20 protein-coding genes are annotated in these 25,183 nt (G+C 62.8%); 10 read left to right on the forward strand and 10 right to left on the reverse strand.

The features are described 5' to 3' along the window. Positions 1–18: 18 nt before the first annotated feature. On the reverse strand, positions 19–1,989 hold the full coding sequence (locus MesoLj_RS32580; RefSeq protein WP_202323907.1) for an acetoacetate--CoA ligase: 1,971 nt from the start codon (positions 1,987–1,989) through the stop codon (positions 19–21). A gap of 199 nt (positions 1,990–2,188) precedes the next feature. Between MesoLj_RS32580 and MesoLj_RS32585 the strand changes: the two genes are divergently transcribed. Then, positions 2,189–4,039, forward strand: a complete 1,851-nt coding sequence (locus tag MesoLj_RS32585; protein WP_202323908.1) for an AsmA family protein — start codon at positions 2,189–2,191, stop codon at positions 4,037–4,039. 88 nt (positions 4,040–4,127) lie between these two features. Here the strand turns inward: MesoLj_RS32585 and MesoLj_RS32590 are convergent, their stop codons facing one another. The 6 genes from MesoLj_RS32590 to MesoLj_RS32615 all read right to left on the reverse strand — a co-directional run bounded on the left by MesoLj_RS32590 (position 4,128) and on the right by MesoLj_RS32615 (position 11,096). Beyond that, positions 4,128–4,946 (reverse strand): ABC transporter permease, encoded by an 819-nt coding sequence (locus MesoLj_RS32590; RefSeq protein WP_140774844.1) that lies wholly within the window; start codon positions 4,944–4,946, stop codon positions 4,128–4,130. Beyond that, positions 4,943–5,911, reverse strand: coding sequence for an ABC transporter permease subunit (locus MesoLj_RS32595; RefSeq protein ID WP_202323909.1), 969 nt, complete (start codon positions 5,909–5,911; stop codon positions 4,943–4,945). Before MesoLj_RS32595 ends, MesoLj_RS32590 begins: the two co-directional genes overlap by 4 nt. Before the next feature lie 9 nt (positions 5,912–5,920). After that, entirely contained in the window at positions 5,921–7,060 is a 1,140-nt protein-coding gene (locus MesoLj_RS32600) for an ABC transporter ATP-binding protein (RefSeq protein WP_202323910.1), read from the reverse strand. A gap of 81 nt (positions 7,061–7,141) precedes the next feature. Beyond that, positions 7,142–8,239, reverse strand: coding sequence for a polyamine ABC transporter substrate-binding protein (locus MesoLj_RS32605; RefSeq protein WP_140774841.1), 1,098 nt, complete (start codon positions 8,237–8,239; stop codon positions 7,142–7,144). 321 nt (positions 8,240–8,560) lie between these two features. Next, the gene (locus tag MesoLj_RS32610; RefSeq protein WP_202323911.1) at positions 8,561–9,514 is read right to left on the reverse strand and encodes a DMT family transporter; all 954 of its coding nucleotides are present in this window, start codon (positions 9,512–9,514) and stop codon (positions 8,561–8,563) included. Between the two features lie 136 nt (positions 9,515–9,650). Next, the gene (locus MesoLj_RS32615; RefSeq protein WP_202323912.1) at positions 9,651–11,096 is read right to left on the reverse strand and encodes a helix-turn-helix domain-containing protein; all 1,446 of its coding nucleotides are present in this window, start codon (positions 11,094–11,096) and stop codon (positions 9,651–9,653) included. Positions 11,097–11,333: 237 nt separating this feature from the next. On the opposite strand from MesoLj_RS32615, the gene aceA reads away from it, so the two are divergent. The 3 genes from aceA to MesoLj_RS32630 all read left to right on the forward strand — a co-directional run bounded on the left by aceA (position 11,334) and on the right by MesoLj_RS32630 (position 13,606). Continuing rightward, on the forward strand, positions 11,334–12,623 hold the full coding sequence (aceA, locus tag MesoLj_RS32620; RefSeq protein WP_202323913.1) for an isocitrate lyase: 1,290 nt from the start codon (positions 11,334–11,336) through the stop codon (positions 12,621–12,623). 55 nt (positions 12,624–12,678) lie between these two features. Beyond that, a complete protein-coding gene (locus MesoLj_RS32625; protein WP_006202762.1) occupies positions 12,679–12,921 on the forward strand; it encodes an SMc00767 family acetate metabolism repressor in 243 nt (80 codons plus the stop codon). A 307-nt stretch (positions 12,922–13,228) separates the two neighbouring features. Continuing rightward, positions 13,229–13,606, forward strand: a complete 378-nt coding sequence (locus MesoLj_RS32630; RefSeq protein WP_446720342.1) for a response regulator — start codon at positions 13,229–13,231, stop codon at positions 13,604–13,606. Between the two features lie 11 nt (positions 13,607–13,617). On the opposite strand, the gene MesoLj_RS32635 is transcribed toward MesoLj_RS32630, so the two are convergent. Continuing rightward, complete coding sequence (locus MesoLj_RS32635; protein ID WP_202323915.1) at positions 13,618–14,334, reverse strand: HAD family hydrolase; 717 nt, start codon at positions 14,332–14,334, stop codon at positions 13,618–13,620. 147 nt (positions 14,335–14,481) lie between these two features. Here MesoLj_RS32635 and MesoLj_RS32640 point away from each other — a divergent pair, with 147 nt between their 5' ends. The 3 genes from MesoLj_RS32640 (at position 14,482) to MesoLj_RS32650 (ending at position 18,558) form a co-directional block, all read left to right on the forward strand. Continuing rightward, positions 14,482–15,918, forward strand: coding sequence for a glutamine synthetase family protein (locus tag MesoLj_RS32640; RefSeq protein ID WP_181180057.1), 1,437 nt, complete (start codon positions 14,482–14,484; stop codon positions 15,916–15,918). A gap of 122 nt (positions 15,919–16,040) precedes the next feature. After that, complete coding sequence (locus tag MesoLj_RS32645) at positions 16,041–17,327, forward strand: NAD(P)/FAD-dependent oxidoreductase (RefSeq protein WP_202323916.1); 1,287 nt, start codon at positions 16,041–16,043, stop codon at positions 17,325–17,327. Positions 17,328–17,703: 376 nt separating this feature from the next. Next, positions 17,704–18,558, forward strand: coding sequence for an SH3 domain-containing protein (locus MesoLj_RS32650; protein WP_244735243.1), 855 nt, complete (start codon positions 17,704–17,706; stop codon positions 18,556–18,558). A 130-nt stretch (positions 18,559–18,688) separates the two neighbouring features. On the opposite strand, the gene MesoLj_RS32655 is transcribed toward MesoLj_RS32650, so the two are convergent. After that, positions 18,689–19,975, reverse strand: coding sequence for a Mur ligase family protein (locus MesoLj_RS32655; RefSeq protein ID WP_202323917.1), 1,287 nt, complete (start codon positions 19,973–19,975; stop codon positions 18,689–18,691). Between the two features lie 87 nt (positions 19,976–20,062). Beyond that, positions 20,063–20,809 (reverse strand): SDR family oxidoreductase, encoded by a 747-nt coding sequence (locus MesoLj_RS32660; RefSeq protein WP_140775209.1) that lies wholly within the window; start codon positions 20,807–20,809, stop codon positions 20,063–20,065. A 309-nt stretch (positions 20,810–21,118) separates the two neighbouring features. Between MesoLj_RS32660 and zwf the strand changes: the two genes are divergently transcribed. The 3 genes from zwf (at position 21,119) to edd (ending at position 25,180) form a co-directional block, all read left to right on the forward strand. Continuing rightward, complete coding sequence (gene zwf / locus MesoLj_RS32665) at positions 21,119–22,588, forward strand: glucose-6-phosphate dehydrogenase (RefSeq protein WP_140774831.1); 1,470 nt, start codon at positions 21,119–21,121, stop codon at positions 22,586–22,588. Then, entirely contained in the window at positions 22,570–23,286 is a 717-nt protein-coding gene (gene pgl, locus MesoLj_RS32670) for a 6-phosphogluconolactonase (protein ID WP_202323918.1), read from the forward strand. The genes zwf and pgl overlap by 19 nt, the downstream gene beginning before the upstream one ends. 70 nt (positions 23,287–23,356) lie before the next feature. Further along, positions 23,357–25,180, forward strand: coding sequence for a phosphogluconate dehydratase (gene edd, locus MesoLj_RS32675; RefSeq protein ID WP_140774829.1), 1,824 nt, complete (start codon positions 23,357–23,359; stop codon positions 25,178–25,180). Positions 25,181–25,183: the final 3 nt, after the last annotated feature.

Genomic DNA, 25,183 nt, shown 5'->3' on the forward strand with positions numbered 1-25,183 from the left:
TTAACCATGACGGACCGGTCATTCGGCAAGCTGCGGCAGGTTGCGGAACAGCTCCAGCGCCTCCGGATTGGCAAGCGCTTCCTTGTTCTTGATGGCGCGCCCATGCACCACGTCGCGTACGGCGAGTTCGGTGATCTTGCCCGATTTGGTGCGGGGAATGTCAGACACGGCGACGATCCTGGCCGGGACATGGCGGGGGCTGGCGCCGCCGCGGATCTTGGCACGAATGCGTTTTTCCAGATCCTCGTCCAACTGGACGCCCGCGGCCAGCCGCACGAACAGCACGACGCGCACATCATTGTCGAAATCCTGTCCTATGCACAGCGCTTCCAGGATTTCCGGCATTTGTTCGACCTGGTTGTAGATCTCCGCCGTGCCGATGCGCACGCCACCCGGGTTGAGCGTGGCGTCGGAGCGGCCGTGGATGATCATGCCGCCGTGCTCGGTCCATTCGGCGAAATCGCCATGGCACCACACATTATCGAAACGCTCGAAATAGGCCGCCTGGTATTTCTTGCCGTCGGGGTCGTTCCAGAAACCGATCGGCATGGACGGAAAGGCCTTGGTGCAGACCAGCTCACCCTTTTCCTGCCGGATCGGCTTGCCGTCGTCATCCCAGACATCGACAGCAAGGCCAAGGCCAGGGCCCTGGATCTCGCCGGTCCAGACCGGTTCGGTCGGCACGCCGAGCACGAAACACGAGACGATGTCGGTGCCGCCGGAAACCGAGGCCAGATGCACGTCCTTCTTGATGCCCTCGTAGACGAAGCGGAAATCCTCGGGCGACAGCGGCGAACCGGTGGAGGATATCGCCCGCACGGTCGACAGATCGTGGCTGCCGATCGGCTTGAGACCGGCCTTGCGCACGGAATCGATAAACTTCGCGGAAGTGCCGAAGAAGGTCATCTTCTCGACGTCGGCGAAGTCGAACAGGACATTGCCGTTAGGGTAGAAGGGCGAGCCGTCATAGAGCAGCAGCGTCGCACCGGACGCCAGGCCCGACACCAGCCAGTTCCACATCATCCAACCGCAGGTGGTGAAATAGAAGAAGCGATCGCCGTCGACGAGCCCGGCATGCAGCCGGTGCTCCTTGACATGCTGGATCAACGTCCCGCCGGCCGAATGGACGATGCATTTGGGAATGCCCGTGGTTCCGGATGAAAACAGGATGTAGAGCGGATGCGAAAACGCCAGCCGCTCGAAAGTGACGGGCTTGACGGCGAAGGGCGCCAGCGCCTCCTCCATCGCCACGGCCTTGTCGATGATCGCGGCCACGTCGGTCGAGGTCCCGAGATAATCGACGAGCAGAACCTTGCGGACACTGCCGAGCTTGGCCGCGATCGCCGCGACCTTGTCGGCGACCTCGATCGCCTTGCCATTGTACCAATAGCCGTCGGGCGCGATGAAGATGACAGGCTCGATCTGGCCGAAGCGGTCGAGCACGCCCTGCTCGCCGAAATCGGGGGAGCAGGATGACCACACCGCGCCGATCGAGGCCGCCGCCAGCATGGCCGCGACGGTTTCCGGCATGTTGGGCATCATCGCGGCAATGCGGTCGCCCTTCTTCACCTTGAGCGACAGGAAGAGCTGCTGCAGACGCGAGACCAGGCCATGCAGCTCATTCCAGGACAACCGCCGCTCGACCTTGTCCTCGCCGCGAAAGACAATCGCCTCGCTGGCGCCGGTCTTCTTCAGCAGGTTCTCGGCGAAATTCAGCGTCGCGTCGGGGAAGAACGAGGCACCCGGCATTTTGTCGCCATCGGCCAGCACACGCTCGCCGCCATTGGTCCATTTGTCGCCGACGATGCCGGAAAAGTCCCACATCAGGCTCCAGAACGCCTCGCGATCCTCGATAGACCAGCGGTGAAGGTCGGTATAGGAGGAGAATGTGGCGCCGGCTTTCGCCTCCGCGGCCTTCAGGAAAGCCGTCAATGGCGAAGCGTCGATCCGGTCTTGCGTCGGGGTCCAGAGCGGTACTTCGGCAGCCATCATCGATCCTCCCACGGTCGTCATCGCTTATGCATATCGCAGCGCAGCAGAGCAAGATTTTGTTGGGCCGAAGCGACCAGGTGTGCGCAAATGCCATCGCCGGGCCATAAAGACTTGAAATGCCTCAGTCCTAAGTCGTAGTGACGACTGGGGTTACACACGTCGGGCAATTGATCGGAACGGAAGCATATAGGGCGAGATGCCATCATCCTTGATCCGCCGCGGAGTATGGGCGATCGGCGCTGCCGTGATCGTCATTGCTCTGGTGGTCGCCGCGCTGCCGCTGATCGCCTCGACGCGCATCGTGCGCGACCGCATCGCCTGGGAGATGAGCGCGTGGAGCGGCTTCCGGGTCGCCATCGAAGGCTCGCCGCGCATCGAGGTCTGGCCGAAATTCCGGGCAATCCTGACCGATGTGACGCTGTCCAGGTGGACGGACACCGACGCACCGCCGGTCGTCGAAGCCGAACGGGTGGAAATCGACCTCTCGGCCATGGCGGCATTGCAGGGCGACGTGGCGTTTTCCACGGCGCGGCTGGTGCGTCCGACGATCCGGGTCCAGCGCACGGCCGATGGCCTGTTCCTGCCCACCGCGCCGACGGGCGGGCGCATCGCGCGCTCCATCGACACGGCGCGCGGCGTGGTCAATGCCGATCCCGCCAAGCCCGACCTCGACAAGCTGCCAACCGACGCCTTCGGCACGGTCGAATTCAGGGACGGCCGCATGGTGGCGTCCGTGAACGGCAAGGACGTGGAGATCCTCAGCAGCCTTAGCGGCCAAGCGACCTGGGCGGCGATGAACAGCAATGCGACATTGTCGGCAACCGGTATCTGGCGTGGCGAAAGCGTGGCCCTGGACGCTGCCTCGCCGAAGCCGCTGGTGCTGTTTGCCGGCGGCATGGCGCCGCTCACCCTGACCTTCAAGGCTGCGCCCGCCACCTTCTCCTTCGACGGCACCGCCAACATGTCCCAGAACGCCTATTTCGACGGCCAGGTGAAGTTCGCGGCACCTTCGCTGCGCCGCGTGCTGGAATGGTCACAGGCCGGCATCGCGCCGAGCGCAGCGATCGGTTCCGTCAGCATTTCCAGCAAGGTCACGGCGTCGGCCGGACGCGTCAAATTCGAGAACACCGCGCTGGCGCTGGACAACAATCCGGGTATGGGCGCACTGGACCTGTCGCTTGGCGACGCCCAGCCGGTGATATCGGGCACGCTAGCCTTCGATACGCTCGACCTCAGATCGTTCCTGTCCGCCTTCACGCCGCTGGGGCCGGCGAGCGGCACTGGACCGGGTGACGTCGACACAAGCTTCGCCGATCGGGTCAATCTCGACCTCAGACTGTCGGCGGCGCATGCCACGGCCGGTTCCATCCAGCTTGCCGACGTCGCCGCCACCGCCCAGGTCAAGGACGGTCTTTCAGTCTTCGATATCTCCGACGCGTCGGCCTTTGGCGGCAACATCCAGACCAGCCTTCGTTTCGACCGCAAGCCCGAGGGCACCCAGGTCGAGATCCGGCTGCTTGCTTCCGATGTCGATGGCGGCGCGTTCGGTACGGCGGCCGGGATGACCCGGCTGGTGCCGGTCGGCACGGGCACCGTTTCGGTCATCCTCAAGGGACCCGGCAGGACCTGGGATTCGATCTTTGAAAACGCCGACGGCTCGGTCACGGCGACCTTCGGGCCCGGCGCGCTCAGCAAGTTCAACCTGCCTGCCTTTCTCAAGCATACAGAACAGGGCGGCTTCTTCGCGCTCGACGATGTCTCGGACGGGACACTGCCGATCGACGGCGCTGAAGTGAAGGCGACCATTTCACGCGGCGTGGCGAGGCTGGACAAGGCCGAAGCCAATTCGGCGAAATACAAGATCTGGCTTTCCGGCATCGCCTCCTATGCGGGGCGTGGGCTGGCACTGTCGGGCGGGGTCATCCAGCCTGACCAGGCGGCGCAGAAGAACGGCCAGCAGGGGCCCAACCAGTCGTCCTTCTTCGTCGGCGGAACCTGGAGCACACCGTTCATTTCCCCGATAAGCCGCGGTGTTTCGGGCGAATAGAAACGCGCTTTCCTTCAGTTGAACATCGTATCGTCCGAAAACCGGTGTCACCCTCGGGGCCAAGCCCGAGGGCACGCTGTCGAGATGCTCACCCGCGCTGCGCAGCCTGTTCGTCGAGCTGACGCTGCACCTCACGCCGCTTATTGGCGATCGAGGCGACGATGACACCGACCGCGACGACGGCGATCAGGATGGTGCAGGCGGCATTGATCTCCGGTGTCACACCGAGGCGGACCTGGCTGTAGATCTTCATCGGCAGCGTCGTGGCGCCCGGGCCAGAGGTGAAGCTGGCGATCACAAGATCGTCGAGCGACAGCGTGAAGGCCAGCATCCAGCCTGACACGATCGCCGGCAGGATGACCGGCAGCGTGATCTGGAAGAAGGTCTTCGCCGGCGTTGCGCCGAGATCCATTGCCGCCTCCTCCAGCGAACGATCGAAGGAGACCAGGCGCGATTGCACCACGACGGCCACGAAGCACATTGTGAGCGTGATGTGGGCGAGCGTTACAGTGAAGAAGCCGCGGTCGAGGCCGACGGCAACGAAGAGCAGCAGCAGCGACAGGCCGGTAATGACTTCCGGCATGACCAGTGGCGCGAAGACCATGCCGGAAAACAGCACCCTGCCCCGGAAGCGGGTGTAGCGCGTCAGGGTGAGCGCCGCCAGCGTGCCGAGCACGGTCGCCACCGTCGCCGAAATGACGCCGACACGCGCCGTGACCCAGGTGGCGTCCATCAGGCCCTGATTGTGGAACAGCGACACGTACCATTTGGTCGAGAAGCCACCCCAGACGGTGACGAGCTTGGATTCGTTGAAGGAGAAGACGATGAGCAGCACGATCGGCAGGTAGAGGAAGGCAAAGCCAAGCACGATCGAGGTGACGTTGAAGCGGCTCCAGGTGGCGTTCATTTGCCCTGCTCCTGGGCACGCGCCTGTGCTTGTTGGAAAAGCATGATCGGCACGGTCAGCAACAACAGCAGGATGACGGCCACGGCAGACGACACCGGCCAGTCACGATTGGCGAAGAACTCGTTCCAGAGCGTCTTGCCGATCATCAGCGTCTGCGATCCGCCGAGCAGATCGGGGATGACGAACTCGCCGACAGCCGGGATGAACACCAGCAGGCAGCCGGCGATGACACCGGGCAGCGACAGCGGGAAGGTGATCTTCCAGAAAGCCGATGTCGGCGGGCAGCCGAGATCCTTGGCCGCCTCGATCAGCGAATAGTCCATCTTCTCCAGCGACGAATAGAGCGGCAGCACCATGAACGGCAGATAGGAATAGACGATGCCGATGAAGATCGCCGTGTAGGTGTTGAGGATGACCAGCGGCTGGTTGATGACGTGCAGCGACAAGAGCAGCTGGTTGAGCAGGCCCTCGGGCTTGAGAATGCCGATCCAGGCATAGACGCGGATCAGGAACGAGGTCCAGAACGGCAGGATGACCAGCATCAGCAAGGTCGGGCGGATGGTGGCCGGCGCACGTGACATGCCATAGGCGATCGGGTAGCCGACGATCAGTGTCAGCACGGTCGAGATGGCGGCAATGATGACGCTCGTCACATAGGCCTTGAAATAGAGCGCGTCCTGCGTCAGCCAGACATAGTTGTCGAAATTGAGGTCGCGGAACCCGGCAAAGAAGCCGGAGACGCCATCGCTGAAATCGAGCACCGGCGTGTAGGGCGGCATGGCGATCGCCGTCTGCGACAGGGAGATCTTGAAGACGATGATGAAGGGGATGAGGAAGAAGAACAGCAGCCAGAGGTAAGGAACGATGATGACGAGCCGGTTGACGAAGCCGCCACCCAGCCGCGTCAGGAACGGCTTGGCGACGGTCGATGGTCGGGCGGCATCGGTGACAGCGATGTTGGACATATCAACCCCCTACCGCGCCAGCACGACGCCGGCGTCGGGCCGGAAGGACACCCAGGCGCGGTCGTTCCAGGTCAGCGGATCGTCGGTCACCCGCGCCGCATTGAGCGCGCTTGCCCTGATGATCTGCCCGTCATCCAGCCTGATGTGGTAGACGGTCATGTCGCCGAGATAGGCGACGTCGTAGACCTCGCCTTCCAACGCATTGACAGCGTCCACCGGCTTCTTCGACGACACCTTGATCTTCTCCGGCCTGATGGCGAAAACGATGTCGGAACCGGCTGCGGTATCGGCGCTGTTTTCAACGACGATCTGGGCACCTGTGGCGCCAGTGATGCGGGTGGTGTTGGCCGACCGCTCGCCGACCTTGCCCTCGAACATGTTCACGTTGCCGACGAAATGCGCGACGAAGCGCGAGGCCGGGGCTTCATAGACTTCCGCCGGCGTCGCCACCTGCATGACCTCGCCCTTGTCCATGATGGCGATGCGATCGGCCATGGTCATCGCTTCTTCCTGGTCGTGGGTGACGACGACGAAGGTCAGCCCAAGTTCCTGCTGCAAATCCATCAGTTCGAACTGGGTCTCCTCGCGCAGCTTCTTGTCGAGAGCCCCCAGCGGCTCGTCGAGCAGCAGCACCTTCGGCCGCTTGGCGACCGAGCGGGCGAGCGCGACGCGCTGGCGCTGGCCGCCGGAAAGCTGGTGCGGCTTGCGCTTGGCGAACTGCTCGAGCTTGACCAGCTTCAGCATCTCGGCGACGCGCTTTTCGATATCGGACTTGGGCATGCCTTCCTGCTTGAGGCCGAAGGCGATGTTGCTCTCCACCGTCATATGCGGGAACAGGGCATAGGACTGGAACATCATGTTGACCGGCCGGCGATAGGGCGGAATGCCGCGCAGGTCCTGGCCGTCGAGCAGAATGCGGCCGGCCGTCGGTTCCTCGAAGCCGGCAAGCATCCTGAGCAGCGTCGACTTTCCGCAACCGGAGGCGCCGAGCAGGGCGAAGAATTCGCGCTCGAAGATCGTCAGCGACAGATTGTTGACGGCGGTGAAGTCACCGAACTTCTTGGTGACGTTGTCAAACTGGATGTATGGCTTGGCGTTCGGATCGTTCCATGGCGCGAAATCCCTGCGGATGCTGCCAAGCGATTTCATATCCCCACTCCGTGCTGTTTCTTGCTTCGTGCCCCAAAATGAGCGACCCCGGCAGTTGTCTGTCGGGGTCGCTTCAGATGCTTATTGGCCGGTGACGATCTTGGTCCAGCTGCGCGTGATGATACGCTGTGTCTTGGGATCGTAAGGGGAGACCGTGTAGAGCTTCTGCAAGGTCGCGTCGTCCGGATAGACAGCCGGATCCCCCAGCAGCGCCTTGTCGACAAATTGCTGCGATGCCTTGTTGCCGTTGGCATAGAGCACGTAGTTCGACGATTTGGCGATCACTTCGGGCGTCATCATGTAGTTGATGAATTCAAGTGCCTCGGCGACATGCGGCGCATCGGCGGGGATCGCCATCTGGTCGAACCACATCTGTGCGCCTTCCTTCGGCACGGAATAGCCGATTTCAACGCCTTGCTTGGCCTCGACCGCGCGGTTGCGGGCCTGGAACACGTCACCAGACCAGCCGACCGCGAGGCAGATGTCGCCGTTGGCGAGCGCGTTGATGTACTCGGACGAATGGAACTTCCTGATGTAGGGACGGACCTTGAGCAAAGCTTCCTCGGCCTTGGCGATATCGTCCGGCGAGGTGCTGTTCGGGTCGAGACCCAGATACTTCAACGCCGCCGGTATGATGTCGGCCGGCGAGTCCAGCACGTAGACGCCGCAGTCCTTCAACTTGGCAAGACTATCCGGATTGAAGAACACGTCCCAGCTGTCGATCTTGTCCGTGCCCAGTGCAGCCTGCACTTTCTTCGTGTTGTAGCCGATGCCCACCGTGCCCCACATGTAGTTGACCGAGTATTCGTTGCCGGGGTCATATTTGGCGGTTCGCTCGGAAACCGTGTCCCACATGTTGGAGAGGTTCGGCAGTTTCGACTTGTCGAGCTTCTGGAACACACCGGCCTGAATCTGGCGGGCGAGGAAGTTGCCGCTCGGCACGACGACGTCATAGCCGCTGCCGCCGGCGAGCAGTTTGGTTTCCAGGATCTCGTTGGAATCGAACGTGTCGTAGACGACCTTGATGCCGGTCTTCTTGGTGAAATCGTCGATGATCGAGCTGTCGATATAATCCGACCAGTTGAAGACATTGACGACGCGATCCTCGGCATGCCCGGCGGGCGTGAACAATGTCAGAAATACCGAGGTCGCCGAAAGCCAGAGCGCTTTGCGGATCATGCTATTCTCCTTTGGTGAGTGTTCCATCGCCGGCTCGTCGCGACGCGCGACCGGGCATTTGTTTCAGACTATTGAGCTTTCCAGGGGACAACAAGCGGCGATTGGCGCGCCGGTCGCGGCCACGCAATTGACCCGGACTGGAAGGAATCGCGATGCCGTCAGAAGCTTTCGCCGCCGCGCGGACAGAAATACAGAAATATGGTCCGGTCTCGATCGGGCCGCCGGGGAGACTTGGCAAGATACGCCTGTCTTGTTGTTGCCGTGTTCCCAGCCTGCCCGGGCGGCAGCGAGGTTGTCAATGGCAAAGCATCGGCGCCCGCATCAATTCGGCGACGGCACCCCGGTGACGCCTGCTCGCCGCGGCCGTGCCTGGCGTTTGAACTCGAGACCGATATGGACGAGCAGCGCCGTGACCACCACCGCGCCGCCGATGATGGTGCGTCCGGACGGCACTTCGGAATGGATGAGCCAGACCCATATCGGCCCAAGGATCGGCTCGAAAGTGCCAAGCAGTGCCGCGATGGCAGCCGGGATCAGCCTCGCGCCGGTGGCGAAGAAGGCAAGACCGATGCCGAGATTGACCACGCCGAACGCGAAGAGAAAGCCCATGTCGCCGGCTGAGACCGTGAATGTCGACGCCTGCGAGGCGGCAAGGCCCGCGGCCAGGATCGTGCCAAGACAGGTCGCCGGAGTCATCCTGACGCTGGCGAACCGCCGTGTGATGACGGTGGCGATCGAGAACATGAACGCGATCAGCAGCGCCAGCCCGTCGCCCATGGGCGAGACGGCGCCATTGAGCGATTCCGACACCATGATGGCGACGCCGGCGATGACGGCGGCAATCGCCACCCAGGTCACGACACCAACCCGTTCGCGAAACAGCGCCCAGGCAAACAGCGCCGCCAGAAGCGGTACGCCGGCCTGCATCAAAAGGATGTTGGCGACAGTGGTGTAGGCGAGCGCCACGACGAAGGAGGTCGATGCGATGGCGAAGCAGAAGCCGACGGCAAGGCCGGGCAGGCCCATGTCGCGAAACGATCTCAGCATGCCGCGCCAGCCATCACGCCAGGCCATGAAGGAGAGCAGGAAGGCGGCAGCCCAAACCGAGCGCCAGAAGATAACCGTCCAGCTGTCGCCGACGGTGATGAAGCGGGCGATGGTACCGCCGAAACTCCACATCAGCGCCGAGAGGAAGACCAGAAGCATCCCGACGCGCTCCTCGCGCGGCGAGGCGGTCGAAGCGACAAGGGCCGGTGATGATGCTGCGTCTGTCATGGGCGCGACTGTCGAGCTTTTGTGGACGGGACGATGCGCAAGGGACGACAAAGAACTGCCCTGTTCGCGTAACGCAAGGACTTGAGCCGCGGGTGATCCAGACACAGGCGACGATTATGGCACCTTTGCTGCCGCGTTACTGGAAGTCGAAGGCGCTCAGGCCCGTCACCATCTCGTCGAGGCCGAGCGGGCGTGTCACCGGCGGTTCGGCACGCGCCAGGCAGCCGACGCGCTCGCAAAGCCGGCAGGCGGGTCCGACCGGCGTCGCCACGACGGCGCCTGCTCCCGACTTTCCGGCGGCGGCGCCGGGCAGCGCCGCGCCATAGACGATGTCGTCGCGAAAGCCGATGTCGCAACCGAGCAGCAGCGCAGTGCGGCGCGGACGCTCCGAGAATGCGCCCTGCGGCCCCTCCAGCGTGCGGGCGAGGCACAGGAACTCGGCGCCATCGGGCATTTCCACCGCTTCGACGAAGACCTGCCCGGGCTGGGTGAAGGCAACGTGCACGGGCAGCTTCGGACAGCCGCCGCCAAAGCGGCTGTGCGGAAAGCCCTGGCTGCCGGCCCTGCGAAAGCGGTTGCCCGCATTGTCGACCTCCAGCATGAAGAACGGCACGCCAAGTGCGCCCTGCCGCTGCAGCATCGTCAGCCGGTTCGCCGCCTGCTCGAACGAGACGCCGAAGCGCGAGCGAAGGACGTCGATGTCGTAGCGCGCGCGGACGGCGGCAGCATAAAAGGCCTGATAGGGCATCATCAGCGCATGCGCGGCATAGCGGCCGAGTTCGAAGCGGGCAAGGCGACGGGCTTCGTCCGTACTCAGCTTGAGCGCCTGGATTTGACCGGCGACCGCGACCGTCATGCGGATCAGGCAGGCTTCCATCGCCACTTCGCGCAACTGGTCGAACGGCGACAGCCGCTCCGACAGGAACAGGCGCTGCGAATGGCGATCGTAGCGGCGGCGCCAGTTCGGCATGGTGGCGACCGGCAGCACCTTGACGACGATGCCGTATTCGCGCTTCAGCCAGGCCTTCAAGGCTCCGAACAGGTCATCGCCGGGATCGAGCACCGCGGTGAACGCCTCCGCCTCCTCCTCGAGTGCAGTGAAATGGTTCGGCCGCCGCTCGAAGGTCTCGTGCACTTCGTCGATCGGCAAGCGGGCGCCCGAAAGCGCTGTCGCCCGCCCCTCGCGCGCCAGAAGCTCGTTGAGGTCGGACAGCCGCTCGGCCTGCTCGCGATAGGCGCGGAACAGTTTTATCACCGCGGCCGACGCGTTGGGCGCCGCCTCGGCAAGTTCGATCAGCTCTTGATCTCCCGGCAATTCGCCGACCAGCAGCGGATCGGTGAACACCTCCTTCAAGGCCGCGACCGACCCTCTCGCCTCGCCCTGCAGCTCATGCGGGTCGACCTTGTAGACGGAGGCCAGCTTCAGGATCAGCTGCACCGTCAGCGGCCGCTGGTTGCGCTCGATAAGGTTGAGATAGGACGGCGAGATGCCGAGCCCCTCGGCCATAGCCGTCTGGGTGAGGCCCTTGGCGTTGCGGATGCGGCGAATGCGCGGCCCCGCGAAAATCTTCTGGTCAGCCATCGACTGTCCTTGACAGGAATTTACACGGCATTCGCGATAATTCATCGCTCACAGGTTTTACAAGTATGACAAATTTACAGCGGCTATCTGTCAAACACAACACAGATTTTCCCTTATCTCCGGCTGTAATTGCTGATTTTTCTAGCTGATTTTGCGCCGCAATGTAAATTCAGTCATATCGCAGCTCGCCAAAAGATTGGTGCGCGGACAAAGTACAGCAATCCTTCGGAGTGACCCATGACTGATTTTTACAACCTCGTTCCCTCGGCGCCTGAAGGTCGCTTCGACGGCATTGAACGCCCCTATTCGCCGGAGGATGTGAAGCGGCTGCGCGGTTCGGTGCAGATCCGCCAGAGCCTGGCCGAAATGGGTGCCAACCGGCTGTGGAAGCTGATCCACGAGGAGGATTTCGTCAACGCGCTCGGCGCCATGTCCGGCAACCAGGCGATGCAGCAGGTGCGCGCCGGGCTGAAGGCGATCTACTTGTCGGGCTGGCAGGTCGCGGCAGACGCCAACACCGCCTCGGCGATGTATCCCGACCAGTCGCTTTATCCGGCCAATGCCGCGCCGGAGCTGGTCAAGCGCATCAACCGGACGCTGCAGCGCGCCGACCAGATCGAGACCTCCGAGGGCAACGGGCTTTCGGTCGATACCTGGTTCGCGCCCATCGTCGCCGACGCGGAAGCCGGCTTCGGCGGGCCGCTCAACGCCTTCGAGATCATGAAGGCGTTCATCGAGGCGGGTGCCGCCGGCGTCCATTACGAGGACCAGCTGGCGTCGGAAAAGAAATGCGGCCATCTCGGTGGGAAGGTGCTGATCCCGACCGCCGCGCATATCCGCAACCTCAACGCCGCGCGGCTCGCGGCCGACATGATGGGCACGCCGACGCTCGTCGTGGCGCGTACCGACGCGGAAGCCGCCAAGCTTCTGACATCCGACATCGACGAGCGCGACCAGCCCTTCGTCGACTACGATGCCGGGCGCACGGTGGAAGGCTTCTACCAGGTCAGGAACGGTATCGAGCCCTGCATCGCGCGGGCCGTCGCCTATGCACCGTACGCGGACCTGATCTGGTGCGAAACCTCCAAGCCGGACCTGGCGCAGGCCAAGAAGTTCGCCGAGGGCGTGCGCAAGCACCATCCGGGCAAGCTGCTCGCCTATAATTGCTCGCCCTCGTTCAACTGGAAGAAGAATCTCGACGACGCGACGATCGCGAAGTTCCAGAAGGAACTCGGCGCCATGGGCTACAAGTTCCAGTTCATCACGCTGGCCGGCTTCCACCAGCTCAACTACGGCATGTTCGAGCTGGCGCGTGGCTACAAGGCGCGGCAGATGGCGGCCTATTCCGAGTTGCAGGAAGCCGAGTTCGCCGCGGAGGCCAATGGCTACACCGCCACGAAGCACCAGCGTGAGGTCGGCACCGGCTATTTCGACGCCGTGTCGATGGCGATCACCGGCGGCAAGTCATCGACCACCGCCATGCATGAATCGACCGAGCACGCACAATTCAAGCCGGCCGCCGAATAGCGGGTCGGAAATACAGAGGAAACGCCCAGCAGGGCTCAGAAACGGGAGAAGACCAATGGCATCGATAAGCCGCGTCAAGGAACGGGCGGAAGAGCAATCGACCACGATGAGCGTCGATCAGCAGGCGACGATCCGCATGCTCGCCAACGATCTGCACAGGCTCAACCAGTCGGTGATGAAGGCGGTCGAGGCGGGCGTCTCGGTGGAGCTGGTGCGCTCGGCCAGGCACCATGGCGGCGACGGCAATTGGGGCGATCTGCTGATCCCGGTGATCGTCACACAACAGAGCCATGGCTGACCGGCAATCGTTGCAACCGACCTCTCACCTGCGCAGCGTATGCGCAGGTGAATTCTATTTTTATGCAACCAATGCGTGGACAGGACAGTACAGTACTATTGCTTAACTCCACTGTTGGAAGAGGCGTCTCCAAGGTCTTTTATTTCAACTTGACATGGGGTGCGATCTCACGCCAATTGTCACCCAGATTTCAACTCTGCATTGAAATAGGGGCGAGCTTCTTGGCCGACTTGGGTGCCCAGTGAGTAGCAAGGACGAGACCGCAAAACGTCCGAATCTGGTGACCCAGGGTTCAAGCGCCGAAACGATCCGCAGTCCCCCGCAAGCGCTTGTTGTCGGGAAATCGCCGATCAATCGTGTGGTGGTGTCGAAGATCGTCGAGCGATCCGGGCTCAGGCCAATCTCGGAATCGCCTGACATGGCGGCCAAGACCTTGCGAACACTTGTGCCGAGCGTGATTGTCCTGGACGGCGGCGCGGACAACAAGGACTGCGACAATCTGATGTCCGGCATCGAAACGTTGCGGCGGGCCTCGGGCAAATCGCTGCCTCCCGTCATCCTGCTTTCAACCAAGAATGGCACGCCGGAAAGCCTGGGCCTGCCGAGCGTGATCGACGTCGTGGTCGCGAAGCCGATCACGCCAGAACGGCTGCAACCCGTGATCGATCGCCTGATCAGGCGCTAGCCAAAGCGCGATCAATCTCGCTTCGTGATGTTTTGTATCAGTTCGGGCAATTGCCCAAGGTCGGATATCTGGCGGAATCGCGGGTCGGCGACCGGCGCCTCGACATGTTCGAGCACCCAGGTCAGCTCGTGTGGCACATGGACACCCCAGCCGCCGGCCTCGATGGCCGGCACCACGTCCGACTTCAGCGAATTGCCAACCATCATGCTCTTTGCCGGACCGTCGCCGTGGCGGCTGAAGAGGCGGGCATAGGTGGCGGCGTTCTTGTCGCTGACGATCTCGACCGCATCGAACAGGTCGCCGAGGCCGGAGCCAGCCAGCTTGCGCTCCTGGTCGAAGAGATCGCCCTTGGTGATCATCACGAGGCGGTATGCGCCGGCGAGCTTCTCCACCGTCTCACGCACATGCGGCAAGACCTCGATCGGGTGGCTCAGCATCTCGCGGCCGGCATCGAGGATCTGCGCTATGACCGAAGCCGGGACCCGTCCGTCGGTGACCTCGATCGCCGTCTCGACCATCGACAGCGTAAATCCCTTGATGCCGAAGCCATAAACGGCAAGGTTGCGCCGTTCGGCTTCGAGCAATCGAGCCGAGATCTGCTTCTCCTCGCCATGGTCGGCAAGCATGGCGGCGAAGCGCTTCTCCGTCATGCGGAAGAACTGTTCGTTCTGCCAAAGCGTGTCGTCGGCGTCGAATCCTATCGTGGTCACTTCGCTACTGGTTCGCATCGTCGAGTTCTTGAGTTCAGGGACAGGCTGAGCCTAAGCCGAGCCGGGCACGATTTTCAACCGCGGCGGCAAATGCCGGCAGCGGCTCCCCTTCCCTTCCACAGTGGGGCACGGCTATACTCCGAAATCCGCAACCCAATCTGGTGAATGATGCCGCCTGCAAAAAAGGAAGTCCGTCCGTCGAGCCGCGGAGGACGGGCTCGCACGCCTGCCTTCGTGAAAAACCTGCGTGGTGTGAAGAACTGGAAGGAAGTCAGCGAATGGCTGGAATGGCGCGGCATCGAGGATATCGAATGCATCACGCCTGATCAGGCAGGCGTGGCACGCGGCAAGATGATGCCGTCGAAGAAATTCACCTCCAACACCTCTCTGGCGCTGCCTTCGGCCGTCTTCATGACGACGATTTCCGGCGGCTATCCCGAAGATGGCAACGGCTTCCACTATCCCGAGGATGACGGCGACCTCAAATTGATGCCGGATCTTTCGACACTGACGGTGGTGCCGTGGGAAGAAGACCCGACGGCGGCCGTCATCTGCGACCTCGTCCACCAGGATGGCCGCTCGGTCGAATTCACGCCGCGCAATGTGTTGAAGCGCGTGCTTGCAGCCTACGACAAGCTTGGGCTGAGGCCGGTGGTGGCGCCCGAGATCGAATTCTACCTGGTGCGCAAGAATCCGGACCCGGACTATCCGCTGACCCCGCCCGTCGGCCGCTCTGGGCGCGCAATCGGCGGCGGCGCCGGCTATTCGATCGCCGGCGTCAACGAGTTCGACGAACTGATCGACGACATCTATCATTTCTCCGAAAGCCAGGGGCTGGAGATCGACACGCTCATTCATGAAGAGGGCGCTGGCCAGCTCGAGATCAATCTGCGCCATGGCGACCCGATCGAGCTCGCCGACCAGGTGTTCATGTTCAAGCGCACCATTCGCGAAGCCGCGCTCAAGCATGAAATCTACGCGACCTTCATGGCCAAGCCGATCCAGGGCCAGCCGGGTTCGGCCATGCACATCCATCAGTCGATCGTCGACAAGAAGACAGGCAGGAACATCTTTTCGGCCGAGGACGGCTCGGAAACCGAGGAGTTCTTCCATTTCATCGGCGGCATGCAAAAGCACGTGCCGAACGCGCTGGTGATGTTCGCGCCCTATGTCAATTCCTACCGTCGGCTGACGCAGGCGGCTTCGGCTCCGGTCAACAACAAATGGGGCTATGACAACCGCACCACCGCGTTCCGCGTGCCGCGCTCCGACCCGGCGGCGCGACGCGTCGAAAACCGCATCCCGTCCTCCGACGCCAATCCCTATCTGGCGCTGGCGGCATCGCTTGCCTGCGGGCTGATCGGCATCACCAGGAAGATCAAGGCCGAGCCTCCGGTGCTGACGACCGCCAATGCGGACGAGATCGACCTGCCACGCAGCCTGCTCGAAGCAGTCGACCTGTTCGAGGGCGATGAGGAGCTTTGCGCATTGCTGGGCAAGTCCTTCGCCGCCACCTATGCAGCGATCAAGCGGGCGGAATTCGAGACCTTCATGGAAGTGATCAGCCCGTGGGAGCGGGAGTATTTGTTGCTGAATGTGTGATGATTGAGTGAATAGTGAGTAGTGAGTAGTGAGTAGAATCATCACTAGCCTATTCACTACTGGCTACTCACTACTCACCATCGGCTGCACCGTCCTCCGAACACCCGAGTCTTCACAATACCATGCCTTACCAATCCCCCATTTCTCCCGGCCGCTCGTGGTATGAAGACACGGCGGGACCTAGACCCGAATACCCGGCGCTCGACGGCGACCGGGCCTGCGATGTCATCATTATCGGCGGCGGCTTTACCGGGCTGTCGGCGGCGACACATCTGGCCAAGGCTGGAACCAATGTCGTTCTGATCGAGGCGTATCGCTTCGGCGACGGCGCTTCCGGGCGCAATGGCGGGCAGCTCGGCACCGGCCAGCGCGCCTGGGCCGAAGAGCTGGAAGCGGAGTACGGCTTGTCCCGTGCCAAAGCTTTGTTCGATCTTGCCGAGGAGGCGAAGGCGCATCTCATCGAATTCGCCGCCGCCAACCAGATCGATATCGATTATATGCCGGGCCAGCTCTCCGTGGCGCACAAGCCTCGCTATGTCGACGATTACAAGGCGCATGCGGAGATCATGGCCAGCCGTTTCTCCTATCCGCACATCTCGTTCATGGATGCCAAGGAGACGGCGGAGCGGCTTGGCTCGACCGCCTATTTCGGCGGCACGCGCGACACCGGCACCGGCCATATCCATCCCATGAAGCTGGTGATCGGCACGGCGCGGGTGGCGGCGCATGCCGGCGCGCAGCTGTTCGAAGGGACACCATCGACCGGCATCGTTTCGACCGGCGGCAAGGTCAGGGTTTCGACGCCAAGAGGCACCGTGACGGCGCAGAAATGCCTGATCGCGGTCAACGCCTATGGCGGCACGCTCGAACCGGTGAGTGCGGCGCACATCATGCCGATCGGTTCCTTCATCGGTGCGACCGTGCCTTTGGGGGCGGACTTGAAAGTGCTGCCCGGCGGCGAAGCGGTCGACGATTCCCGCTTCGTCGTGCGCTATTTCCGCAAGTCGAGGGATGGACGGCTGCTGTTCGGGGGACGTGAAGTCTATGGCGTCAACGACCCCAAGGACATCCACATCCATATCCGCCGCCAGATCGTGGAGCTCTATCCGGCATTGAAGGATATCGAGATCACGCATGGCTGGGGCGGCTATGTCGGCATCACGGTGCCGAGGAAACCGTTCGTGCGCGAAGTGATGCCCAATGTGATCTCGGCCGGCGGCTATTCAGGCCACGGCGTCATGCTGTCGAACTTCTTCGGCAAACTCTATGCCGAGACAGTTGCCGGCAACCGCAACCGGCTGAAGCTGATCGAGGACCTGAAAATTCCACCATTTCCGGGCGGCCGCCGTTTCCGTACGCCCCTGCTTTTCCTGGCGCTCAACTGGTTCGCGCTTCGCGACAGGATCTAGTTGCCCCCCAAAACTGACTCCAGGTTTGGGAGAACAACATCCACAAAGTAAGGGTTGAAGCGCGTCGCCTGAAATCCGTTTCGGCGCGACGCGCCTCATGCGGGATCGGATCGCCATCACGACCCCATGTAATATTGTAATATTCATTGTAACATTTGTTGCCCTAGCGGCACATTGCGGAAATGCCGGCAATGGCGCAGAATCCCTTATAATGGCGTACTGATGCCACAATCGCGGGTGAAAGGTTCCGCTTCTGGGCGATTATTCGGGGATTGCTGCGGGCTTGCCCGCGTTGATTTAGGGACCGATGCCGATCAGACGCCGGACTTCCGGTACCGATCGAAAGAACATTGGCCCGCTTATGGAGGTGGCGAGAGTGAGAGAGCCCTTCAGTTTCGGTGCGCCGGAACGTCGGCGCTTTGCCATGCAGTTTGGATACGACATGCGGCCGTCCTTCTGGCAGGAAGTCCGTTCGAACTCGCATCTGGTGATTGCCGCGGTCGGCACCGCCGCGCTGCTTGGCGTCGCCGCGGTGGCGCTCTGGCTGGCATTGCCGACGAGCGAGCGGCAGGCAGCCGCCAGCCAGGAACAGAGCATTCCGGCCATTCCGGTGAAGACGACGAAGATCGTCCCCGCCGGAACCACGGTGGCCGCGGCGGTCGTGCCGGCTCGCAAGTCCGACCAGGTTTCATCGACCGCAGCGCCGGCGAAAGCAAGCATACAGGCGCTTGCGGCCAACGATCCCCGCTGGACCGAGGCACAGCCGAAGCCCGCTTCCGCCTCCACCGCCCCCAATCAAACGGCCAACCAGGCCGAGCCGGCGGCGGGCAAGGCAGTGGCGTTCGCGCAGCCGTCAACCAGTACCGATGCCGTTAACGAGCTTGCCAAGGTTGCCGCGCCGGCGCCGTCTGCGAATGGCGGCAAACCCGATGGCGCGCGGACCGCTGCCATCCCCGAGACGCAGCCGCAAGTGCCGGAACAAAAACCCGCGAATGCACAAGGCGACGATGGCGCGGCCAAAGCGAAGCCGCGAAAGGTGGCGGCGGCAGGCACCGGCCGCGTGCTGCGGGCTGTGACCATGCGCAATGCCCCGAAGAAGGGGGCTACCCCCATCGGCACCGTGCCCGCCCGGACTTCAGTGCAATTGATGGGCTGCAAGCAGTGGTGCGAGATCGTCTACAACGGCAAGCACGGCTGGGTCTACAAGAGCTACATCAAGCCCGGCGCGTGAGGCTTAAACCGCCAGGCAACCGCCCAAAGCGACGCCTGCTGCCTTGCTACTTGTGAGCCTGCAGGGTTCGATGGCGCCGCTCGACGTCTCAAGTCGTTACGGATTTCTCCGGAGCCTGATCGATACAAGCTCATCGGCTGAAGAGCCGCCGGAAACGCTGCAGGCGACGCGCCGATTTGCGTTGCCTTACAAACTCCCGATGTTGTTCGAAGGGCACTCCATAGAGGCCGCACTGCTGGCATCCCTCGGTTTTGCCACATACCGGTACCCAGCACCGGACATCGCGTGTCCAGGCGAGCGGGACGCGTTCCAGATGAAGATTGGAAGAACTCTTCAGCAGGATCAACTCGCCAGGCACTGCCGCCCGCCTGATGTAATCCGAGACCTCTTTCGGCGTGCGCAATTCGACGAAGCGGCCGGTGTCGCGATCGTCCTGGCTGGCCTTCGAGCGATGCGCATGCTCGCCAACATAGATCACCTGGTTCGCGATCTCACGCGCGCTTTTGTAGGCGCGGGCATACTTTGCGTTCGAATCGGTAAAGTCCGACAGTTGGCCAAGCACGATCCGCTTTTGGCCAAGGGTAGATCTTGCCATCATATCCAAAGCAAGGGGTAGCGAATGCCAAGGCGCTTTGACAGAGTCCACGATGAAGTGCGGCCCGCCCTCGGGGGTGATCACTTGGCACCGGTTTTCCACGGGCTGGAACGTTTCGATCCTGTCCCTCACTGTTTGCGGAGGCACTCCAAGTTCGAGGGCTGCAGTCGCGGCTGCGGCCGTCGGCAGCCAGAAATGCTCACCTGGGAATGGGGTTTTGAGGTCGAGCGTGCCGCCGCGCCAGTGTAACTTGAAGCTGAGCATGCGGGGATAGCCGGCACTGACCTCGGTGACACGGTAGTCGGCCGATTCGGATTCGCCGAATGTGACGAAGCGTTGTGCTCTTCCCGATGCCATGGCCAGCACATTGGGATCATCGGCATTGAGCACGGCGAGGCCGCCCGGTTCCAGCGCCTCGACGAGTGCGCCTTTTTCGTGAGCGACATTCTCCAAGGTTCTGAAACTGGATACATGCTCAAGCCGGACCATGGTGACGATAGCGACATGCGGCCGCAACATTTCTGCCATCGGCTTGATGGAATTGATCGCCGACGCTGACACCTCAACGACGACGTAGTTCACGCCGCCGATCCGGCGCGAAAGCATCCTCGACAGCATCTTCAGCGAATGGAAAAGAGGTTGAACATGGACCGAACCATGGCCGGCCAATATGTGACCAAGCAGCGCCGTCGCGGTCGATTTGCCGGAGCTACCGGTTATGCCGATGAAGGTCGCGTTGCTTTTAGAGCGGGCGCGCCCTGCCCTGTAAGCCATCAGGCGCTGCCTCAGGCTTTCGCGAATTTTCCGCAGTTTCGCATTCATCGCGCCGCCAGATTTCCCAAGCCCTTCAGCTTATGCCTTCTCGCGGATGATCAAGTCAAACCACAGCTATGCGTAGCGCGGATCAGGTCAGATACAGCGGCCGCCATCGACCTCCAGCGCCACGCCGGTGATGAAGGCGGCTTCATCCGATGCCAGCCAGAGCGCGGCATTGGCGATATCGAGCGGGGTCGAAAGCCGGCCGAGCGGGATCGAGGCACGGAATTTCTCGCGGATCTCGGGGGTGTCGGCGCCCATGAATTTCTCCAGCATACCGGTCTCGCCGGCGACCGGGCAGAGGCAGTTGACGCGGATGTTTTTGGGCGCCAGCTCCACCGCCATCGATTTGGTGGCGGTGATCGCCCAGCCTTTCGAAGCATTGTACCAGGTGAGGCCGGGCCGCGGCCGCAGGCCCGCGGTGGAGGCCGTGGTCAAGATGACGCCGCCGCCTTGCCGGTCCATGATCGGCACCACGGCAAGGGCCGCGTGATAGATCGCCTTCATATTGACAGCGGTAATCAGGTCGAAAGTGTCCTCGTCTACTTTGAGCATGTCGCCGTTGCGATGGGTGTAACCGGCATTGTTGACCATGATGTCGATGCGGCCGAAGGCGCTCTTTGCGGCATAGACCATCTCGTCGAACTCGGAGCGCAGCGAAACGTCGGTCTGCGTCCAGATCGCCGCCTCGCCGATTTCATTGGCGACGCGCTCGGCGCCCTTGGCATTGAGATCGGCGACAACCACCCTGGCACCCTCTTGCGCGAAGCGCTTGGCCATGCCTTCGCCAAATCCCGATGCCGCGCCGGTGATGACGGCAACCTTGTTTTCCAGACGCATGCTTTTCCCGCTCATTGATGTCTTCCCGGAATTAATAAGACGGCCGACCGCCATGGCCCATGCGGCAACAGACAGCGCGCCATTTCTCCCTTAGCTTTCGTCACATTCACGTTCTATGCTGCAACTGCGAAAGCTTCCGGAGTCTCCGTCCACCGACAAGCCTCCGGCAATCGCCAGTGTCAAGCGCACATATGGAGCCAATCAATATCGTGCGATTGGTCCCTGATGTGACACCATGGCACTGGAAAATTTAAATCGATTAGAATATATCAGCCGCGTACTCGCGACCGGCGTCAAAGCGGACAGACCATGACCAGCCAGATCATTCCCGTCGACCCTTTCGACTTCATCATTTTCGGCGGCACCGGCGACCTGTCGGAACGCAAGCTGCTGCCGTCGCTCTACTACCGCCAGCGTGACCATCAATTCTCCGAGCCGACGCGCATCATCGGCACCTCGCGCTCGAAGATGAGCGACGAGGAATTCCGGGCTTTCGCCAGCCAGGCGATCTCCGATCACGTCAAGCCGGCCGATATCGACGCCAAGGAGTTGAAGACCTTCCTGGCGCGGCTTTCCTACGTCTCGGCCGATGCGACGAGCGGTGCGGGCTTCGACAAGCTTAAGAAGGCGATCGGCGAGAGCGACAGCATCCGCGCCTTTTATCTCGCCGTTGCGCCGGCGCTGTTCGGCGATATCTCGCACAAGCTCAAAGAGCACAAGCTGATCACGCCGAACTCGCGCATCGTGCTGGAGAAGCCGATCGGCCGCGACCTTGCCTCGGCGCAGGCGCTCAACGATCTGGTCGGCGACGACTTCCACGAAAGCCAGATCTTCCGCATCGACCACTATCTCGGCAAGGAGACGGTGCAGAACCTGATGGCGCTGCGCTTCGCCAACGCGCTCTACGAGCCGCTGTGGAACTCCGCCCATATCGACCATGTGCAGATCACCGTCGCCGAGACGGTCGGCCTGGAAGACCGCGTCACCTATTACGACAAGGCCGGCGCGCTGCGTGACATGGTGCAGAACCACATGCTGCAGCTGCTCTGCCTCGTCGCCATGGAGGCGCCGTCGTCGATGGACGCGGACGCCGTGCGCGACGAGAAGCTGAAGGTGCTGCGGGCGCTGAAGCGCATCAACGGCAACGAGGCGCCGAAGCACACGGTGCGCGGCCAATATCGCGCCGGTGCGTCCGCCGGCGGACCGGTGAAGGGCTATGTCGAGGAGCTCGGCAAGGACAGCAACACCGAGACCTTCGTCGCCATCAAGGCCGAGATCGGCACCTGGCGCTGGGCGGGCGTTCCGTTCTACCTCAGGACCGGCAAGCGGCTTGCGACCCGGGTTTCGGAGATCGTCATCGAGTTCAAGCCGATCCCGCATTCGATCTTCGGCGACAGCGCCGGGCCGATCTTCGCCAACCAGCTGGTCATCCGGCTGCAGCCCGATGAAGGCGTCAAGCAGTTCATCATGATCAAGGATCCAGGCCCGGGCGGCATGCGGCTGCGCCAGATCTCGCTCGACATGAGCTTCGCGCAATCCTTCGATGGCCGTGCGCCCGATGCCTATGAACGGCTGATCATGGATGTCATCCGCGGCAACCAGACGCTGTTCATGCGCCGTGACGAAGTCGAGGCGGCATGGAAGTGGATCGACCCGATCCAGAATGCCTGGGAAGGCGCCAAGCAGGAAGCACAGGGCTATACGGCAGGCACCTGGGGGCCGTCGGCCTCGATAGCGCTGATCGAACGTGACGGGCGGACATGGCACGAGAGCAATTGAACAGCGCCAGCTACAACTGGAACGCTTTCCCGGACCGTCCGCATCTGGCGGCGGCACTGGCCGGCCGTGTGGCCGATCGCCTGGCCGGGGCGATAGCCGAACGCGGCACGGCAGTGCTGGCGGTCTCCGGCGGTACAACGCCGGCGAAGTTCTTTGCCGCGCTTTCGGTGGCGCCGATCGCCTGGGACAGAGTGATCGTGACGCTGGTCGACGAGCGTTTCGTGCCGGCCTCCTCGCCGCGTTCCAATGCCGGGCTGGTGGCCGCCAATCTGTTGCAGAACGCGGCCAAGGCGGCACGCTTCGTGCCGCTCTACCATGAGGCATCAGGCATCGAGGATGCCGCCGCATCCGACGATGCGGCACTGCGATCCCTGCCTTGGCCGCTCGATGTCGTGGTGCTCGGCATGGGGCCGGACGGCCACACCGCCTCGTTCTTTCCCGATGCCGACGATCTGGCAAGGCTGCTCGACCCGGCCTCCGACAGGATCATCCTGCCGGTTCATGCGGCCAGTGCGGGCGAACCGCGGCTGACGCTGACGCTCGCGCGCATCATCGATGCCGGCTTCATCGCGCTGCACATCGAGGGCGAGGACAAGCGCACTGCCTTCGACGGCGCGGTCGCGCCCGGACCGCGAAAGCCAATCCGCGCCGTGCTCGATGCCGCCCCCATGCCCGTAGAGGTTTTCTGGGCGCCCTGATTTTACGTTTAGTGGTCCCGGCAACGGCGGGAGGATGTTTCCGGGACCTCGCCTGAAAGGACCTGATGCCATGACCGCAAGACGCGACATCGAAGCCATCACCGAGCGGATCCGCCAGCGCTCCAGACCGGGCCGCGAGCGCTATCTCGGCCGTATAGCCGAAGCGTCGAACCAGACCGCCAACCGCTCGGTGCTGTCCTGCGGCAACCTCGCCCACGGCTTCGCGGTCTGCAGTCCTTCGGAAAAGCTGGCGCTCGGTGCCGACAAGGTGCCCAATCTCGGCATCATCACCTCCTATAATGACATGCTGTCGGCGCATCAGCCCTTTGAGACCTACCCCGCCCTGATCAAGGAGGCAGCGCGCGAGGCCGGCGGCATCGCCCAGGTGGCCGGTGGCGTGCCGGCGATGTGCGATGGTGTGACACAAGGCCAGCCCGGCATGGAGCTGTCGCTATTTTCACGCGACGTGATCGCCATGGCCGCAGCGGTCGGCCTGTCGCACAACATGTTCGACGCCGCCGTCTTTCTCGGCGTCTGCGACAAGATCGTACCGGGCCTGGTGATCGCGGCGCTGACCTTCGGCCATCTGCCGGCTGTGTTCATCCCGGCCGGGCCGATGACGACAGGCCTGCCCAACGATGAAAAGGCCAAGGTCCGCCAGCTCTATGCCGAGGGCAAGGCGGGACGCGCCGAACTCCTGGAAGCCGAGTCCAAATCCTACCATGGGCCGGGCACCTGCACCTTCTACGGCACGGCCAACTCCAATCAGATGCTGATGGAGATCATGGGCCTGCACACGCCGGGCGCCTCCTTCGTCAATCCCGGCACGCCGTTGCGCGAGGCCCTGACCCGCGAGGCTACGAAGCGGGCATTGGCGATCACCGCGCTCGGCAATGCCTATACGCCGGTCGGGCGGATGATCGACGAGCGCTCGATCGTCAATGGTGTCGTCGGCCTGCACGCAACCGGTGGCTCGACCAACCACACGATCCACCTGATCGCGATGGCGGCGGCGGCCGGCATCGCACTGACCTGGCAGGACATTTCCGACCTCTCGGAAGCGGTGCCGCTCTTGGCGCGCGTCTATCCGAACGGGCTTGCCGACGTGAACCATTTCCATGCCGCCGGCGGGCTCGGCTTCCTGATCCGCGAGCTGCTTGACGAAGGCGTCCTGCACGAGGACGTGCAGACGGTGTGGGGCGAAGGCCTGCGGCCCTACGCCGTCGAAGCAAAGCTCGGCGCCGATGGCTCCGTGGTGCGCGAGGCTTCGCCGCGCGCCAGCGGTGACGAAAAGGTGCTGGCGCCATTCAGCAAGGCCTTCCAGCCGACCGGCGGCCTGAAGGTGCTGGCTGGCAATCTCGGCCACGCTGTCATCAAGACTTCCGCCGTCAAGCCGGAACGACGTATCATCGAGGCGCCGGCCAAGGTGTTCGACAGCCAGCAGGGCCTGAACGATGCGTTCAAGGCCGGCACGCTCACCGGCGATTTCATCGCCGTCATCCGCTTCCAGGGGCCGAAGGCCAATGGCATGCCGGAACTGCACAAATTGACCACCGTGCTCGGCATCCTGCAGGATCGCGGCCAGCGCGTCGCACTGGTCACCGACGGGCGCATGTCGGGCGCCTCCGGCAAGGTGCCGGCGGCGATCCATGTGACACCGGAAGCGGTCGAGGATGGGCCGATCGCCAGGCTCCATGACGGCGACATCATCCGCCTCGACGCCGACGCCGGCACGCTCGAAGTGCTGGTGCCAGGGACCGAGTTCGCGCTGCGCCGCACCGCCGAAGTCGATCTCATCGGCAACGAGTTCGGTTTCGGCCGCGAGCTTTTCGCCGGCTTCCGCCAGATGGTGGGCCGTGCCGACCACGGCGCCAGCGCCTTCGGAACGGCTTGAGCT

This window comes from Mesorhizobium sp. 113-3-9 (assembly GCF_016756515.1).
Classification (GTDB): domain Bacteria; phylum Pseudomonadota; class Alphaproteobacteria; order Rhizobiales; family Rhizobiaceae; genus Mesorhizobium.

What these genes read in the sequence shown, in the direction of transcription:
- MesoLj_RS32580 (WP_202323907.1), bottom strand. Translation starts at nt 1,989, where the DNA reads ATGGCTGCCGAAGTACCGCTCTGGACCCCGACGCAAGACCGGATCGAC.
- MesoLj_RS32585 (WP_202323908.1), top strand. Translation starts at nt 2,189, where the DNA reads ATGCCATCATCCTTGATCCGCCGCGGAGTATGGGCGATCGGCGCTGCC.
- MesoLj_RS32590 (WP_140774844.1), bottom strand. Translation starts at nt 4,946, where the DNA reads ATGAACGCCACCTGGAGCCGCTTCAACGTCACCTCGATCGTGCTTGGC.
- MesoLj_RS32595 (WP_202323909.1), bottom strand. Translation starts at nt 5,911, where the DNA reads ATGTCCAACATCGCTGTCACCGATGCCGCCCGACCATCGACCGTCGCC.
- MesoLj_RS32600 (WP_202323910.1), bottom strand. Translation starts at nt 7,060, where the DNA reads ATGAAATCGCTTGGCAGCATCCGCAGGGATTTCGCGCCATGGAACGAT.
- MesoLj_RS32605 (WP_140774841.1), bottom strand. Translation starts at nt 8,239, where the DNA reads ATGATCCGCAAAGCGCTCTGGCTTTCGGCGACCTCGGTATTTCTGACA.
- MesoLj_RS32610 (WP_202323911.1), bottom strand. Translation starts at nt 9,514, where the DNA reads ATGACAGACGCAGCATCATCACCGGCCCTTGTCGCTTCGACCGCCTCG.
- MesoLj_RS32615 (WP_202323912.1), bottom strand. Translation starts at nt 11,096, where the DNA reads ATGGCTGACCAGAAGATTTTCGCGGGGCCGCGCATTCGCCGCATCCGC.
- aceA (WP_202323913.1), top strand. Translation starts at nt 11,334, where the DNA reads ATGACTGATTTTTACAACCTCGTTCCCTCGGCGCCTGAAGGTCGCTTC.
- MesoLj_RS32625 (WP_006202762.1), top strand. Translation starts at nt 12,679, where the DNA reads ATGGCATCGATAAGCCGCGTCAAGGAACGGGCGGAAGAGCAATCGACC.
- MesoLj_RS32635 (WP_202323915.1), bottom strand. Translation starts at nt 14,334, where the DNA reads ATGCGAACCAGTAGCGAAGTGACCACGATAGGATTCGACGCCGACGAC.
- MesoLj_RS32640 (WP_181180057.1), top strand. Translation starts at nt 14,482, where the DNA reads ATGATGCCGCCTGCAAAAAAGGAAGTCCGTCCGTCGAGCCGCGGAGGA.
- MesoLj_RS32645 (WP_202323916.1), top strand. Translation starts at nt 16,041, where the DNA reads ATGCCTTACCAATCCCCCATTTCTCCCGGCCGCTCGTGGTATGAAGAC.
- MesoLj_RS32655 (WP_202323917.1), bottom strand. Translation starts at nt 19,975, where the DNA reads ATGAATGCGAAACTGCGGAAAATTCGCGAAAGCCTGAGGCAGCGCCTG.
- MesoLj_RS32660 (WP_140775209.1), bottom strand. Translation starts at nt 20,809, where the DNA reads ATGCGTCTGGAAAACAAGGTTGCCGTCATCACCGGCGCGGCATCGGGA.
- zwf (WP_140774831.1), top strand. Translation starts at nt 21,119, where the DNA reads ATGACCAGCCAGATCATTCCCGTCGACCCTTTCGACTTCATCATTTTC.
- pgl (WP_202323918.1), top strand. Translation starts at nt 22,570, where the DNA reads ATGGCACGAGAGCAATTGAACAGCGCCAGCTACAACTGGAACGCTTTC.
- edd (WP_140774829.1), top strand. Translation starts at nt 23,357, where the DNA reads ATGACCGCAAGACGCGACATCGAAGCCATCACCGAGCGGATCCGCCAG.